This window comes from Carbonicoccus niuqiaonis (assembly GCF_050157065.1).
GTDB lineage: Bacteria > Actinomycetota > Actinomycetes > Propionibacteriales > Propionibacteriaceae > Avipropionibacterium.
Window position 1 is genome coordinate 1776454 of record NZ_CP189573.1, and the last position, 15294, is coordinate 1791747.

A 15294-nucleotide genomic window follows, 5' to 3' on the forward strand; every position below is an offset into this window, starting at 1 on the left:
GCTCAAGCCACCTGGGTGAACGTGATGTCGGTGATGAACATCTCGGTCTGCGAGGCGACCTTGAGGTTCGACAGGTAGATCCCGGCGGTTGCTGTGCCCTCGGGCAACACGTGGGCCATCGCACACTCGGTCCAGCCGTCGGTGGTGGACGACAGGGCAAGCACTTCACCTCGGAGGAGGGTGCGGACGCCGGCGGCGTCGAACACCAGCCAGGTCGGCACGACCAGACCGATCACGTTGGGCACGTCGCGGGTCCGCACCCAGAACGACGCCCGCAGATAGCCGGGGCTCACCGTGACGGTCTGCTGCAGCGCACCGCCGGCGGTGGGGCCGACGATCCGGACGCTGCCGGGACTGTTGCGGAGGAACTCGGTCGTCACCTCCGGCTCGCCACCGAGCCAGCCACTGGCGGTGTCGACCTGCCACGGGGCGATCTCGCCGGTGGCGAAGTCCGGATTGACGGCCCGGTTGACCGTACGCCCCTCCGCCACGGCCAGCAGCGTCTCCGCATATCGGCGCACCTGCTCGGACGGGTGTCGCATCGCCGTGTTGCGCACCTGCTGGAGCACCGCCGCGGCCTTGCTGCCCTGGGCGATGATGTACTGGGCGACACTCCACAACGGCTTGAGCGGCCAGCCGTTCCAGGCCAGGCCCATCGCAGGGCCCTCGAAGCGGTGCCGCATCACCGGGTCGGTGGCGAACTCGGCGATCAGTTCTTTCCGGCGTGCCGCGAGTGCCATCTTCTCGTCGAGGGAGCTGATGGCGGCCTGGAACAGGTCGCGGGCCTCGCGCACGCTGGTCGGGTCGACGACGTCGCGGTCGTAGCTGAGGACGCTGGCCCGGTAGTATTCGTGCTGTCGGGTCAAGATCAACAGCCGGGCCGCCTCGTCCTCGGTCTGCGCTGCGGCCGCGGCGGCGTCCAGGTGGGCCCGGGAGGTCTCGATGTCCTCGTCGCTGACCTGGTTCAGGTAGCCGGTGTCGAGGTACCACAGGTAGCTCGATCCCTTGCCCGAGCGGACGTACTCGGTGTCGACGCCCTTGGTCGCCCACCATGTGTTCCAGTGTTCGTCGTACGCCCGGAGGTGCGCCGCGCCGGCCGGTCCCGCGGTGGCTTCGCACCACGCGTCGCGGGCGGCGTCGACGTCGAGGTCGACATCCCACAGCATCTTCGCGTACAGCGGGGCCTTGGCCCCCTCGCCGCTGTTCTGCTCCATTTCGGCGAAGACATGGCGGACGCCGCTGTCGTGCAACGTCTTCAGGGCGAGTTGTTGGGTGCGGTGGAACAGCCGTGGCACCATGATCGGGCTGCCCCACGGGTAGTCCCACCAACCCAGCTCGACGCACCTCGCGTCCCAGCCGGCGAGCAGGGCCCGGTCGTGGGCCTCCAGCTCGGGCGACACCCAGCCGTACAGGTCACGGGTGATGAACGGCACCAGGGTCGGGTGCAGGTCGAACTCGGGGGCGGACCGAATGTCGTTGTAGGCAAGGAATCCCAGTCGGAAGTCCTGGTGGCCCAAGGCGGCCTCGACCCCTTCGGCTACAGCGTTGAGCCAGGTGCAGTAGACGTTGCTGAGCGAGAACATGCCGTCGGCGTCGCGGGTGCCGAGGGCCAGTGTGTCGTCGGAGTAGCCGCCGTTGTCGTTGATGCCCAGGGCGACCCAGCCGGTGCTCTCGGGCAGCCCCAGTTCGGTCACCGCGTACTCGACCGCCGGCGCGATGGTGATCGGATCCTGCCAGCGCGGATTCCAGTTGACGTTGGCATTGTTGCTGGGGATCCGTCGGACGCCGTTGATCACCGGGTAGATCTCGGGGTGGGTCTCGGCGTACTTGGCCGGGTCGAAGATCACTCCGAGGTTGTGGCTGTACTTGGCGCGGTTCATCAGCCGCAATCGGGAGCCGAACACGTTGTTGGGGTCGGAACTGGCGCCGTCAGCGACGGTGCCGTACGCGTAGATGCGCCGGTTGGTGAAGTCGGGCGTGCCGCTGGCCTCGCTGAACGACGTGTCGACGGTCAGCGACGACGAGGTGGTCACCTTGGTGCCGTGGGGGCCGGGCATCAGGAACTCCGCGCCGCACTCGGACTCGGCCAACGCCGTGACGCCGACCATGGTCCCGTTGTACGTGCCCCCCAGGATCGTCATCGCGTCGGCGTTGATGTCGACGGCGAACGCGTCAGGGCCGAGGCCCGCGTTCGAGAAGCCAGGTGTGGTGTGCAGGCCGACCGCGTCGAGGTAGATCGGCAGCTCGGTCCAGGTTGACGGGACCTCGCTGTAGATGGTGCGCAGCTCCGCGCCGGTCGCAGCCGCCACGACGTCGCGGAGCAGGTTGGCGGCGCTGACCAGCACCCGGATGCGCTGGGTCTGTCCGCCCATCCCGGACGGCAACTTGATCACCGCGACGGCCTGGCCGTCGACGACGATGTCGAACTCGACACCGGCGGCCCGTGCTCGCAGGGAGTTTCCGGGGCCTGGGATGAGTGCCAGGGTGGCGGCACCTCCGAGGCCAGCCAGGACCGATCGTCGGGTGATCTGCATGAAGGCTCCTTTGCGCCGTTGCAAGCCGCCCTGCGTCGGCGCGGACGGCTGCCCTCATCGTGCTGGGCCGGACCCATCATGTCCAGTGCGGGAACCTGTGGGGTTCCCGACAGTTCTGCTTACGGTTCGAGCTGCCGACCCCCGAGGTCCCCGAGGTGGGAGAGGATTCTACGATCGTCGGAGCCCTGACCACGAACAGCTCTGACCACGAACAGCTCTGATCACGAATGAGGTGCCATGCGCTGGACCAGCTACCTGCATGACGGGGAACGACGTCACGGTCGGCTCACCGATGATCAGCAGGGGGTGATCGACCACGGTCCGGGAGACCTGCTCGACCTGCTGGAGGGGGAGGGGCTGGCTGCCGCCGGTTCGGGTGGCGGCGGGCCGACGTACGGGCTCGACGACGTGGTACTCGCCTCGCCGTTGCGGCGGCCGCCGAAGTTGCTGGCGGTCGCGGCCAACTACGCCGACCACATCCGCGAGGGCGGGGGGACGCCGATGACGTCCGATCGGGCCATCCCGCGACTGTTCCTGAAGCCCAGCACGGCGATCATCGGCCCCCGTGACCCACTGCCGTTGCCCACGGTCTCCCACGCCGTCGACTGGGAGGTCGAGCTGGCGGTGGTGATCGGCCGGCGATGCCGCAACGTTCCGCAGGCCGACGCCCTGGACGTGGTCGCCGGCTACATGACGGCCAACGACGTCTCGGCCCGTTCGCTCGACTTCCCGGTCGAGCGGGCCGAGGAGCACCGGGCGCCGTTCTTCGAGTGGCTGACGGGGAAGTGGCCCGACGGTTTCGCCCCGCTCGGTCCGTGGCTGGTCACCGCCGACGAGGTGCCTGACCCGCAACAGCTCGACCTGCAGTTGTCGGTGAACGGGCAGGTCCGCCAGGACGGATCGACCGCAGGCATGATCTTCAGCGTCACCGAGCTGATCGCGTTCGCCTCGTCGTTCATGACCTTGGAGCCCGGCGACGTCATCGAGACCGGCACACCGGCCGGCGTCGGCGCCGCCACCCAGGAGTTCCTGGGGCCGGGTGACGTGATCACGGCTCGGGTGGGGGAGCTGGGAGAGCAGCGCACGGAGGTCGTCGCGCCGACCGGTTGACCAGCCCGACGCCGGTGGGCCATCACCTCGTACGGGTCCTGATGGTCAGCACACAGGTCCTCCCGAGGCGCTGTCGTAGGCTCCAGCTGTGCACTCGTTCCACCTGCTGCGGGCCAACCCGGTGACCACCGTGCGCGCCATGGTGCGCCCGCCCAGGCCTGCGTCCGTGCACGGTCTGGTGCATGCGGAGTGCCTGACCGGGATGCAACTCGGTGCCCCGGTGGTGTCCCCGGCACGGCTGCAGCTGGGCCGACTGGCGATGTTCGCCGCCTGGCAGGACGAAGCTGCCCTCGACGAGTTCTTGACCCGTGACCCACTCGGCAAGCAGCTGGCAGGCGGCTGGCACGTACGACTGGAGTTCCTGCGCCGGTGGGGGAGCGTCAGCGAACTGGACCTTCCCGAGCGGACCGGTCGAGCACTGCCCGATGAGCCAGTCGTCGCGGTCACCCTGGCGCGGATGCGACTGCCGGAACTGCCCCGGTTCATCCGGTGGGGTCGACCCGTGGAGCGGTTGGTCCGTGATCATCCGGGAGCCACCTTGGCGATGGCGGCGATCCGGCTGCCCCGGACGGTGTCGACCTTCTCGGTGTGGCGGTCCACCCGCGAGATGGTCGAGATGGTCCACGGGCACACCGACATCGCCGAGCCGCGACGTCACGTCGACGCGATGGGCGAGCGGGAACGGCGCGACTTCCACCACGAGTTCACGACGCTGCGGTTCCGTCCGCTGTCCGAACACGGCAGCTGGCAAGGAAGGCAACACTTCGTACCGGCCCACGGCTGACGCCGCAACCCCGCGGACTCCGTGGGGGTGCAGCGGTCACAACCGGGGATCGACCGGCTCGGACTCGAGTGCCAACACGGCGAACACCGACTGGTGGACCCGCCACAACGGCTGCCGCTCCACGAATCCGGAGAGGGCATCCAGGCCGAGTCCGAACTCGCGGCGTGCGAGCTGCCGCTTCTTGCCGACACCACGGCTCCGCAGCACGTCGAGTGACTCGGTGTAGTCCGGGCCGTAGATGATCCGCAGGTACTCCCGGCCGCGAACCTTCAAGCCTGGTTGGACGAACTCGTCGACCAGGTGTGCCGGCTTCACCACGACGCCCTCGCCCCCGGTGGCGGTGAGCTCGGTCCACCAGTCGGTCGCGGCGGCCCGCTCCTGGTCCGAGGACAGGTCGACGAACCGGTGCCTGGTCGGGGTGATCAACTCGTGGTCGAGCTTCGCGAGCTCGCCCAGGTGCCACTCGTGCGACTCGGTGACGGCGAGCGTACGGCCTTCTGCAGCGAGGATCTGGAACGGCGCCACGGTGACTCCGTCGAGTCCGTCGGTGGGACGGCAGTAGGCCGCGTACGCGTCGCGGAACCTGGTCGCGTTGTCGCGCCGCCGTGCCGTGCGGCTGGCGAGATCAGCGACGTCGAGGCCGCGGCGGGCAGCCTGATCCATGATCGACATCGCGGCAGGCAACGCGTGGGTCGCGGCAGCACCGACCGAGGCGTACTGCGACTTGATCAACTCCAACGCCTTCGCCGACCACGGCAGCACTTCACAGTCCAGCGCCAACCAGTCGGTGTCCAGTGAGGTGAACAGCGGTGCTACGGCAGTGCGCAGCCGATCGACGAACTCGTTACCCAGTACAGCGTCGCCGAAGAACGGCCGACCGGTGCGGGTGTACACGACGCCGGTCCTGCCGTCGCCTACCCCGAACCGACGGGCTGCGGTCGCTGCATCCCTGGTGATCACGGCGATGCCCCGTGACCCCATGTGCTTCTCCTCGCACACGACGCGCTTCACACCCCATCCGGCGTACTCGGCGAACGCCTGCGCCGGGTGCTCCAGGAACCCCTCCCGCCCGTCGAGACGTCCGTCGACCTTGTCGAGGCGCCCCTCCGGCCGTCCTGAGGCCGGTGACATGGTGGGCGGCAGGTGGATCAGCCACCGTGGGTCGACCGCGAACCGGCTCATCACCTCCAGCGCCGCAGCGGCATTCTCCTCCGGGATCTTCACCTTCCCGGCCCGCGGCGACTCCAGCCAGCGCGTGCCGGCGACGTCGTCGATCCGCAGCACCGACGGCTCCCGGTCGGCCTCGGTCGGGACCATCGGACGGGCCGGCTCACACCACTGCTGCTCGGCGGGGACGGAGACGAGCTCGCGCTCCGGGTAGCGCAGTGCGGTCAACGAGCCGCCGAACACCGCGCCGGTGTCGACGCAGATGGTGTTGTTCACCCATTCGGCCTCCGGCATCGGGGTGTGCCCGTAGACCACCATGGCCTCACCGCGGTACTCCCGGGCCCATGGGTGCCGCACCGGCAGCCCGTACTCGTCGGTCTCGCCACTGGTGTCGCCGTACAACGCGAACGACCGCACCCTCCCGGAACTCCTGCCGTGGTACGACTCCTTCAACCCGGCGTGGGCAACCACGAGCCGCCCACCGTCGAGCACGAAGTGACTGATCAGCCCGTCCATGAACGCCAGGGCCCGATCGCGGAACTCATCGGTGTGGTGGCTCAGCTGCTCCAGCGACTCCGCCAGCCCGTGGGCGACCGTGACCTTGGCACCGCGCATCGCGCGGACCAGCTTCGCCTCGTGGTTGCCGGACACGCACAGTGCGGTCCCGTCGGCGACCATGCCCATCACCAGCCGCAACACCGCCGGGGTGTCGGGACCACGGTCGACCAGGTCACCGACGAAGACGGCCTGCCGACCCTCCGGGTGGGTAGCGCCGATCAGCTGATCACCATCCTGGCGCAGGTGCCAGCCCAGTTTCGTGAGCAGGCTGGAAAGCTCGTCGATGCAGCCGTGCACGTCACCGATGATGTCGAACGGTCCGGTGAGATCGGTGCGGTCGTTCCACGACGGCTCACGAACGATCTCGACACTGTCGATCTCGTCGGCGTTGACCACGTGGGCCCGTCGGAATCCCTCTTTGCGCAGGCGTCCCAGTGATCGCTTGAGGTCGCGGCGCTGCCGGGTGATCACGTGGGATCCGAAGTCCCGTTCGGGCCGGGCCGCGTTGCGCTCGACCGCGACCGCTTCGGGCACGTCGAGCACGATCGCGTCGACCAGCACATCGTGACTGCGGGCGAGCTTCATCAACGATGCCCGCGCTGCCGGCTGCACGTTCGTCGCGTCGACGACGGTGAGCAAGCCGCGCCGCAATCGGATGCCGACCAGGTGGTGCAGCAGGTCGAACGCGTCCGGGGTGGCGGTCTGGTCACTCTCGTCGTCAGCGACAAGGCCACGACACACGTCACTGGAGACGACCTCGGTCGGCTTGAAGTGGGTATGGGTGAACGTCGACTTGCCGCTGCCGGAGACGCCGACCATCACGATCAGCCCCATCGCCGGGACCTTGATCACCTTCTGCTGGATCTCAGACACGGGTGAACACCGCCAGCTGGGTCGGGGTGCCATGGGTCGCATCGACATCGCCGACACCGCGTCGACTGACGGCGTAGCCGTACGCATCGCCGACCCGGTCACTCCACACCGCGAACTCGGCCCGGTCCCACTCGAACCGGTGGTCGGGGTGACGGGCACCGTCGAGGCCATCGTAGAGCTGGTTGTACTCACTGTTGGGCGTCGTGACGATCACCGTGCCGGGCTGCGCACCGCCGAACACGACCCGCTCGAGGGCGTCGAGACGTGGTGGGTCGACGTGCTCGATCACCTCCATCAGCACGGCGGCGTCGTAGCCGGCCAGCCGGTCGTCGACGTAGGTGAGCGCAGCCTGGAACAGGTCGATGCGGTTGGCCTGACGCTCATTCATCCGGTCCAGCTTGAGCCGACGGGTGGCGATCTGCAGCGTCCGGGCCGACACGTCGCAGCCGGCGATGCGGGTCAGTGACGGTGTCGCCAACAGCCGTGACAGGAACTGTCCCGGGCCACACCCGAGGTCGATCACCGAGGTGGCGCCGACCTCGGCCAGCACCGCCAGAACCGCCTCATGACGTCGGGTGTTGAGCGGGACACGTCGCTCCTGGGGCTGCAGCATCTCCTCGTCATCGGTGTCGGTCGCGTCGCCCTCCAGTACGTCGTCGAGCTCGGCCAGTCGGGTCAGCGCGATCCGCGTGAGTCCGGCACTGCGGCCCAGGTAGCGGCGCGTGATCAACTCGCGGTCCGGGTGCTCGGCGAGCCAACCGCCACCGGAGTGCAGCAGCTTGTCGACCTCGTCGGGGCCCTGCCAGTAGTGCTTGGACTCGTCGAGGACGGGCAGCAGTACGTACAACTGGTTCAGCGCGTCCGCCAGCCGGACGTCACCGGTGAGCTGGAGCCGTACGTAGCGCGAATCGCCCCAGTCGGGGAACTGGTCGTCGAGCGGGATCGGTACGGCCTCGACCTGCCAGCCCAGTGGCTCGAACAGCCGACGGGCGATGTCGGGCCCACCGCGACAGGGGAGCACCGGGATGGTGATCTGCAGCGGGATGGCCGAGTCGGCCAGCTCCTGCCGCGACCGACACCGACCGTGGCGGGCGGTGCTGAACACGTCGGCCAATGCGACCCCGAGCAGGGACGACGCCGCGTACGGCCGGTCGTTGACGTACTGCGCGAGGCTGAAGTCGGGGGAGTTCCTCGCCCGACCACGGGCCAACTGGATCGGGTCGACCTCCAGCAACAGGGCTGCGGTGCACCGGTCGTCCGTCGCCTCCGGGTAGAGCACCGTCGCCGTCCCGAACGACTGCGGGAACTGCTGCACCCGATCGGGATGCTTGTGCAGCAGGTGGCCCAGGTCGGTCGCCGGCTGGTGGGTGGTCGAGACGGTGAGAAGCACCCCGACAGTGTGCCTGAGAGCCGGTCCGCTGTCGTCCGAGATTCCCGGTGCCGCAGCCCTCGCCGGCGGGCACCTTAGGCTGAGGCCACTGCACGCACCGGGGGAAAGGACCGCACGTGACCCAGCAGCTGCCGCCCGATCGACTGACCGCCCTCCGGGATGAGGTCGACCGACTGTTGGCCTTCGGCCACGCCGCCAGGGTGCCGCGCGGCTTCGCCTGGCTCGACGTCGAAGGCCGCCCGACCCGGGGACCGTTGCGGCTGTACGTGACCGCGCGGATGACCCACGTGTACGCGTTGGCCGACATGCTCGGCCACGACGGCGCCGCTGATCTTGTCGATCATGGCCTCGAGCAGCTCCGGACGTCCTTCCACGACGACGCGTACGGGGGCTGGTTCACCAGCATCGACCCCGACCATGATCACCCGGTCGACGCCACCAAACAGGCGTACGCGCACGTGTTCGTGATGCTGGCCGCCGCCAGTGCGGTGACGGCGGGACTCGGCGGCAACGACGTGCTGGAGCAGGCGTGCACCGTCCACGACGAGCACTTCTGGGATGCCGAGTACGCGATGGGGCGTGAGGAGTGGGACCGGGAGTTCACCAGCACCTCACCCGAGCGTGGCGCCAACTCGACGATGCACGCGGTGGAGGCGTTCCTGGCGGTCGCCGTCGCCACCGGTGACGACCGCTGGCAGCGCCGTGCCGAGGCGATGGCCGAGCGGATCACCGGTGTCGCCGAGGCCCACGAATGGCGGATCCCGGAACACTACGACCAGACCTGGATCCCTGACCTGGAACGACATCGCGACTCCCCGCGCGATCCGGTGAAACCGTACGGGGCGACGCCCGGCCACGGGCTGGAGTGGGCCCGACTGCTGCTGCAGCTGCAGGCCGGCAGCACCACCGGTCGTGACTGGTTGCCGATGGCCCGACAACTCGCCGATCGGGCGATCACCGACGCGTGGGCGGTCGACGGTGCAGACGGCTTCGTCTACACCGTCGACTGGCAGGGGCGCCCGTTGGTGCGGAACCGACTGCACTGGGTGGTCTGCGAGGCCCTGGGTGCTGCCACCGTGTTGTGGCAGCGGACCGGCGACGACACCTGGGCCCGCTGGTGGGACACCTGGTGGGAGTACGCGCAGCGCCGTCTGGTCGACCGCGAAAACGGGTCCTGGCACCACGAACTGGACGAGCACAACCGTCCGGCCGCGACCATCCGGCCCGGCAAGGCCGACCTCTACCACGCCGTGCAGGCTTGCCTGCTGCCCGCGCTCCCGCTGCGGCCGTCGATCGCGCAGGCGGTCAAGGAGCCGGGCCGCTCCTGACCCTGCCCGAAACGCGGCGATGTCGGTTCGATGTCCCGCTGACGCGGACATCGTCGCGAAATCGCCGCGTTTCGGGCAGGAGGTCGGGGTGAGCCTCGCCCGATACCATGCGCACGTACCCGGAGCCAGCGAGGAGAAGCCGGTGACCAGCCCGCCGCGCACCGTCGATGATCCCGTGACCGACCCCACGGCGGCCCGGACGCCGCCATGGCGGTATGCGATCGGCATGTTCGGCACCTCGATCCCGATCAACATGATCAAGGGCTCGATCCTGCTGTTCTACGTCGACATCCTCGGACTCGACGTCCGCGCGTACGCCATCGTGATGGTCGTCTACGCGGTGGTCGACGCCCTCGACAACCCGGCCCTGGGCTACCTGTCCGACCGCACCCGGACGCGGTTCGGCCGCCGTCGTCCGTGGCTGCTGATCGGCGCGCCGCTGCTGGCGATCTGCATGATCGCGTTGTTCTCACCACCCAGTGGGATCGACGGCATCGCGCTGGTGCTGTGGTTTGCGGTGTTCGCCATCCTGTGTGAGCTGGGTGACTCCATGCTCAACGCCAACTACGGCGCGTTGCTGCCCGAGCTGTTCCCGACCGAACGTACCCGGGCGGTCGCGAACGGGCTGCGCCAAGGCTTCCAGTTGGTCGCGTTGATCATCTCGCTGGCGGTCACCCCGGTGCTGACCACGAGTGTGTTCGGCACCGATGAGACGACGACCGGCTTCACCATCACCGCACCGATCTACGGTGCGGTCGCGGTCATCGTGATCACCTTCATGGCGCTGGGCATCAAGGAGAATCCGCGGTACGCGACCGATCGCAGACCACAGCTGTGGCAGGGGATCAAGCAGATCCTGGCCAACCGGCTGTTCTGGTCGGTCGGGCTCACCGGCGCCTGCTACGGCATCGCGATGGCGATCGTGTTGTCCGGGATCCAGCTGTACGTACGGTATTCGCTCGGGCTCCCGGTGGCGTACGCGTTCTTCCTGCAGGGGGCGGTGATCCTGGTCTCGGCCGGCGGCCTGGTCGTCTGGTCGAAGGTGGTGACGCGCAAGGGGGCGTTGTGGACCTGGCGGTTGGCATTCGCCGTACTGGCGGTCAGCTTCGCGGTGCTGTTCTTCGCCGCCGACCTGATCAGCGCGATCGCCGCCGGGGTGCTGCTCGGCATCGGCTGGTCCGGGATGCTGGCCACCAACGACCTCGTGGTCGCGCGGGTGCTCGACGCCGACGCCGCCAAGCACGGCGAACACCGCGAAGGCCTGTTCCTGTCGGCGTTCGGTGTGTTCGGCCGGTTGAACGGCGCGCTCACCGGGGCGGCGCTCGCCTCCCTGGGACTGTTCTTCGGCTACTACTCCGGTGACGACCCCGGAGACCAGCCGGGCGTCGCGTTCCGGGTCTTCCTGTGCGTGTACCCGTTCATCCTCACCACGATCGGTGCCGTCGCGTCCCGGTTCGTGCACGTCTCTGACCCCGAGGAGTCGGCCGCTACCGTCGCCCCGGAGAAGGAGCTGCGATGAGTCGCCGGGTGGTGATCACCGCAGATGATCTTGGTCGCGAGCAGCAGACCACGGCCGTCATCACCGATCTGCTGGCCGACGCGTTGATCACCGCGACCACGATCATCCCGGTGTCGCCGCACTCGTTCGAAGCGGCTGCAGCGATGCGGGAGCTGGGGGTCGTTCCCCGGCTGCACGTCACACTCACCAGCGAGGGTGGCCTACCCGGCTGGCGACCACTGACGTCGGGACGCAGTCTGGTCGACGAGGTCGGGCTGCTGCCGTCGGACCCGTTCCTGCTGGGTGCCCGCGGCGAGCCCACCGACGTGCTCGCCGAGTTGGAGGCCCAGCTTGGATGGCAGCGCGACCAGGGGATGGCGCCGGTCGCGGTCGACTCCCACGCCGGCACCCTCTACGGCCTGCACGGCCGGAGCTTCCTGGCCGAGGCACTGCACTGGTGCGCCTCGTACGGCTTCGCCTTCCGCCTGCCGCGTGACCCGGCGCCGTACCTGGGTGGACCGGTACCGACCGAGCTGGCCGGACCGCACCGGCAAGCCCTCGAGCTGGCCGACCGGCTCGGGGTCGCACTCCCGGAGACGATCGTCACCAATCGCCGCTCTGCTTCGGATCTCGGCAGCTACGAGGCGTTGCGTGACGCGTACCTGATCATGCTGGCCGAGCTGCCCGACGGGATCAGTGAGGTCTTCCTGCACCCGTCCAGTGCCGACGCCGTACGAGGGCCCAACGGCATCCTGCGGGTGTGGGAGGCACAACTGCTGCGCGACCCGGTGTGGCACGACACCCTTGACCGGGAAGGGATCCAACGAGTGGAGGGCTGGTGGCCGTGACCGTGCACAAGCTGAGGTTGGGCTTCGAGGACCTGCTCGCCGACGAGCTGCGGGTGGTGCCGTTCGAGATCGGCCCCGGGGTCGAGAGCGTGGAGGTGCACCTTGCGTACGACCGGACGTCGGCGACCATCGACCTCGGTTGTGAGGGAGCAGCCGGCTGGCGGGGCTGGTCCGGTGGGGCTCGGGATCGGTTCGTGATCGGCCGGGTTGCCGCCACCCCTGGCTACCTTCCCGGTGAGCCGGAGCCGGGGGAGTGGCGCGTGCAGCTGGGGCTCTACAAGCTGCCGATCGAGCCGATCGACGTGACGGTGGAGATCTCGACCCCGGCGGCCTCGGCGATCGAGGTGGACGCCGAGGCCGAGCCGCGGCCAGACACCCCACGAGCCAGCCAACGTCGGCTGCCCGCACCGGACGGGCTGACCTGGTTCGCCGGTGACTTCCACTCCCACTCGACCCACTCCGACGGTGAGCAGTCACTGTCGGAGCTCGCCGGACTGGCGGTCTCGAACGGGCTGGACTTCCTGGCCGTCACCGAACACAACACGACCTCGCACTTCGCCCACCTGGCCGGAGTGGGCGAGCGGCACGGCATCACCCTGCTGCCGGGGCAGGAGGTCACCACCCGCCGCGGTCACGCGAACGCGTTCGGTGACATCGGGTTTATCGACTTCCGCCGACCGGCGGACGAATGGGTGCGCACGGTTGCCGAGCGGGGTGGGGTGTTGAGCATCAATCATGCCCTGCAGGAAAGCCTGGCGTGGCAGCACCGGTTGCGGGTGATGCCGGCGGCGGTCGAGCTGTGGCACGTGACGTGGTTCCGCGAACCCGATGCGACGGCACCGTGGGCGTACCTGGCGCAGTGGCCCGAGCCGCCCACCCTGCTCGGCGGCAGTGACTACCACCACCCACGCCACGGCTACAAGCCCGGCACCCCGGTCACCTGGGTGGCGGCCGAGGAGTGCACGACCGAGTCGATCATGGAAGCCGTCCGCGCCGGCCGGACCGCGATCACGAGGCTCCCGACCCCCGATGCGCCCGCCCTCGTCCGGGTCGGTGACGAACTGGTCGCCAGTGCCGCCGACGGCACCGTGTTCCGCGACATCGACGGTCGCTCACGTTTGCTGCACGGGGACCACCTGGTGATCCCGGACACCGGGCACGGCCCGTACCGGTTGGAGGCTACCGACGGGGCCATCCTGGCGATCTGCTGACCGAGTGGCGAAGCACGGTCGACGGTCGGGCGTCGCTGTCGTGGATTGTCAGATCGTGCGGAATCCGATGCCGAGCAGGGATGCCGCGGCACGGTAGTCCGCCGAGCGCGCTCCCACCGAGAGCGACCAGTGATGTCCCACCCCGGTGGCGGACCAGGCATCCACCCATTCACCGGGATCGCGGTGGAAGTCGACACGACTGGTGGTGTTGCCGATGGCCAGCAGCGGGCCCGGGACCACCGTTCCCTCCGCGGCGACGAAGGACAGCTGCCCGTCGCGGTCCTGACCCAGCCCCAACAACGTGACCGGCCCGTGCCGTACGTCGAACTCGACACTGACCCCCCAGCCACGCTTGCCGTGGTAGGTCCCCAACCCGCGCAACAGCGGCCGTCCGGCACTGACCGCCAGATGGGCCGGGCCGTCGTGGCCCATCTCCACCACCCCGTCGACGAAGTTCAGGGCCTGGATCTCACAGAAGGAACCGCCGGCACCGGCCACCTCCGTGGCCAACTGGGCGACCGTGGTCCGCAACTCGTACTCTCCGGTCGTCGGGATGCCGCGAGCGGTCAACAGCGAGGCACCCAGGATCATGCCGGCGCCGATCCGTTCGTGCAGCTCACCGTCCAGTCCGCGGTGATAGTAGGCCAGCGTGTCCAGCGAATAGTCGTCGACCAACCGATCCAGGGCCACCGAAACCGTCGCACCCCAACGGAAGTCGTCGTCGACCACCGAATCGTCGAGCTCGAACAGTTCCCGGGACAGGCTGACCCGGTCGCTCACGTCCTTGTCCGACACAGCCTCGATCCGCTGTCGCAGGTCGTCGAACTCCAGCACCTCGACGTGGGAACCGAAGGTGGCCGGCAGCAGGGTCAGGTCCGTCGACACGTCGAGCATCCCCGGGTACACATGGCCCATCAGTCCGTGGCGGGCCTCGCGGAGGGCGGCTCGGATCCGGGCCGCGGTCACCCAGTGCTCGATCCGTTGCCAGGCGCTGTCCTGTCCGAGCCAGCCGCTGACTGAGCGGAACTCGATCCCGGCACGCCGGAACACGTTGCCCAGTTCAGGAACCGGGCACTGTCCGCAGTAGGCCAGCCATGCCCCGGTGTCGAACGAGGCGTGGTCCATCCGCTCGGTGGGCTGCAGGTCCACCACCAGCACCGGCGCGTGCGACCGTTGCGCGATCGGCAGCACCATCGACGACGTCAGATAGGTGGCCAGGAACATCACGATGATGTCGCAGTCGGCCGTCCGCAACCGCTCGGCAGCGGCGGCGCCCTCCGTCGCGTCGGAGACGAACCCGACGTCGATCACGTCGACGTCCATCTCGGCGAACCGGCTCGAGACGGTCTGCGCCGAGGCTTGAAGCTGCGGCAGCAGGTCCGGGAACTGGGGCCAGTAGGTGCCCAGGCCCCCCGAGACCAGACCGACTCGTGCTCGGCGTCGCTCGACACGTTCGATGGCGGTGATCGAGGTGGGAGCGGGACTCACGATGACCCTCCAAGACAGGTCGGTTCCGGATTGAAACGATTGAAGCACCCAGAGCCCATGGTGGGCAACAATCACGCCGAGATCCTGCGACGCGAGTTTCGGGCTGCGGTCAGCGGCCGGCCGCGACCGTCTCGACCTGGACCAGCAGCGCCGGATTCGCCAGGTGTTCGACGATCAGGAGTGTCGATGCGGGGCACTGGTTCTGATTCCGCAAAGCGACCGGTCGGCGGTGGGGGGAAACGTGGCGCCACGCCTGCGGCGGAGCGGCCCAGCCCCGTCGACCGGTCGCTGTGCGGAATCGGGGGCACGAGGCCCGACCGGAACGGCTGGAGGAGGGAAGCGCGAAGGCCCGGACCGAGTGGTCCGGGCCTTCGACTTTCGTAGCGGGGACAGGATTTGAACCTGTGACCTCTGGGTTATGAGCCCAGCGAGCTACCGAGCTGCTCCACCCCGCGGCGCTCGTCCTACTTTAGAGGGTCGACCCGCCGAAGCCAAATCGGCGGCA

Annotated in this window: 10 protein-coding genes and 1 tRNA gene; 6 read left to right on the forward strand and 5 right to left on the reverse strand. The window is 68.9% G+C overall.

Going from position 1 to position 15294, the window contains the following annotated elements:
- Window positions 1–2: 2 nt before the first annotated feature.
- Window positions 3–2534, reverse strand: a complete 2532-nt coding sequence (locus tag ACQBAU_RS08075; RefSeq protein ID WP_465255882.1) for a DUF4838 domain-containing protein — start codon at window positions 2532–2534, stop codon at window positions 3–5.
- A 237-nt stretch (window positions 2535–2771) separates the two neighbouring features.
- Between ACQBAU_RS08075 and ACQBAU_RS08080 the strand changes: the two genes are divergently transcribed.
- Together ACQBAU_RS08080 and ACQBAU_RS08085 are read left to right on the forward strand one after the other, a co-directional pair.
- Complete coding sequence (locus ACQBAU_RS08080) at window positions 2772–3644, forward strand: fumarylacetoacetate hydrolase family protein (protein ID WP_465255883.1); 873 nt, start codon at window positions 2772–2774, stop codon at window positions 3642–3644.
- An 88-nt stretch (window positions 3645–3732) separates the two neighbouring features.
- The gene (locus ACQBAU_RS08085) at window positions 3733–4428 is read left to right on the forward strand and encodes a hypothetical protein (protein ID WP_465255884.1); all 696 of its coding nucleotides are present in this window, start codon (window positions 3733–3735) and stop codon (window positions 4426–4428) included.
- 36 nt (window positions 4429–4464) lie between these two features.
- Here ACQBAU_RS08085 and ACQBAU_RS08090 read toward each other — a convergent pair whose 3' ends face one another.
- Entirely contained in the window at window positions 4465–7026 is a 2562-nt protein-coding gene (locus tag ACQBAU_RS08090; protein WP_465255885.1) for a polynucleotide kinase-phosphatase, read from the reverse strand.
- Window positions 7019–8416, reverse strand: coding sequence for a 3' terminal RNA ribose 2'-O-methyltransferase Hen1 (locus tag ACQBAU_RS08095; RefSeq protein WP_465255886.1), 1398 nt, complete (start codon window positions 8414–8416; stop codon window positions 7019–7021). Before ACQBAU_RS08095 ends, ACQBAU_RS08090 begins: the two co-directional genes overlap by 8 nt.
- 116 nt (window positions 8417–8532) lie before the next feature.
- Between ACQBAU_RS08095 and ACQBAU_RS08100 the strand changes: the two genes are divergently transcribed.
- The 4 genes from ACQBAU_RS08100 (at window position 8533) to ACQBAU_RS08115 (ending at window position 13301) form a co-directional block, all read left to right on the forward strand.
- Window positions 8533–9744, forward strand: a complete 1212-nt coding sequence (locus ACQBAU_RS08100) for an AGE family epimerase/isomerase (RefSeq protein WP_465255887.1) — start codon at window positions 8533–8535, stop codon at window positions 9742–9744.
- A gap of 88 nt (window positions 9745–9832) precedes the next feature.
- Window positions 9833–11263, forward strand: coding sequence for an MFS transporter (locus ACQBAU_RS08105; RefSeq protein ID WP_465259481.1), 1431 nt, complete (start codon window positions 9833–9835; stop codon window positions 11261–11263).
- Window positions 11260–12090, forward strand: coding sequence for a ChbG/HpnK family deacetylase (locus ACQBAU_RS08110; RefSeq protein ID WP_465255889.1), 831 nt, complete (start codon window positions 11260–11262; stop codon window positions 12088–12090). The genes ACQBAU_RS08105 and ACQBAU_RS08110 overlap by 4 nt, the downstream gene beginning before the upstream one ends.
- Window positions 12081–13301, forward strand: coding sequence for a CehA/McbA family metallohydrolase (locus tag ACQBAU_RS08115; protein ID WP_465255890.1), 1221 nt, complete (start codon window positions 12081–12083; stop codon window positions 13299–13301). The genes ACQBAU_RS08110 and ACQBAU_RS08115 overlap by 10 nt, the downstream gene beginning before the upstream one ends.
- 48 nt (window positions 13302–13349) lie before the next feature.
- Here ACQBAU_RS08115 and ACQBAU_RS08120 read toward each other — a convergent pair whose 3' ends face one another.
- Together ACQBAU_RS08120 and ACQBAU_RS08125 are read right to left on the reverse strand one after the other, a co-directional pair.
- The gene (locus ACQBAU_RS08120) at window positions 13350–14789 is read right to left on the reverse strand and encodes an arabinose isomerase (protein WP_465255891.1); all 1440 of its coding nucleotides are present in this window, start codon (window positions 14787–14789) and stop codon (window positions 13350–13352) included.
- Between the two features lie 381 nt (window positions 14790–15170).
- Window positions 15171–15244: transfer RNA gene (locus ACQBAU_RS08125), tRNA-Met, on the reverse strand.
- Between the last annotated feature and the right edge of the window lie 50 nt (window positions 15245–15294).

What these genes read in the sequence shown, in the direction of transcription:
- ACQBAU_RS08110 (WP_465255889.1), top strand. Translation starts at nt 11,260, where the DNA reads ATGAGTCGCCGGGTGGTGATCACCGCAGATGATCTTGGTCGCGAGCAG.
- ACQBAU_RS08080 (WP_465255883.1), top strand. Translation starts at nt 2,772, where the DNA reads ATGCGCTGGACCAGCTACCTGCATGACGGGGAACGACGTCACGGTCGG.
- ACQBAU_RS08075 (WP_465255882.1), bottom strand. Translation starts at nt 2,534, where the DNA reads ATGCAGATCACCCGACGATCGGTCCTGGCTGGCCTCGGAGGTGCCGCC.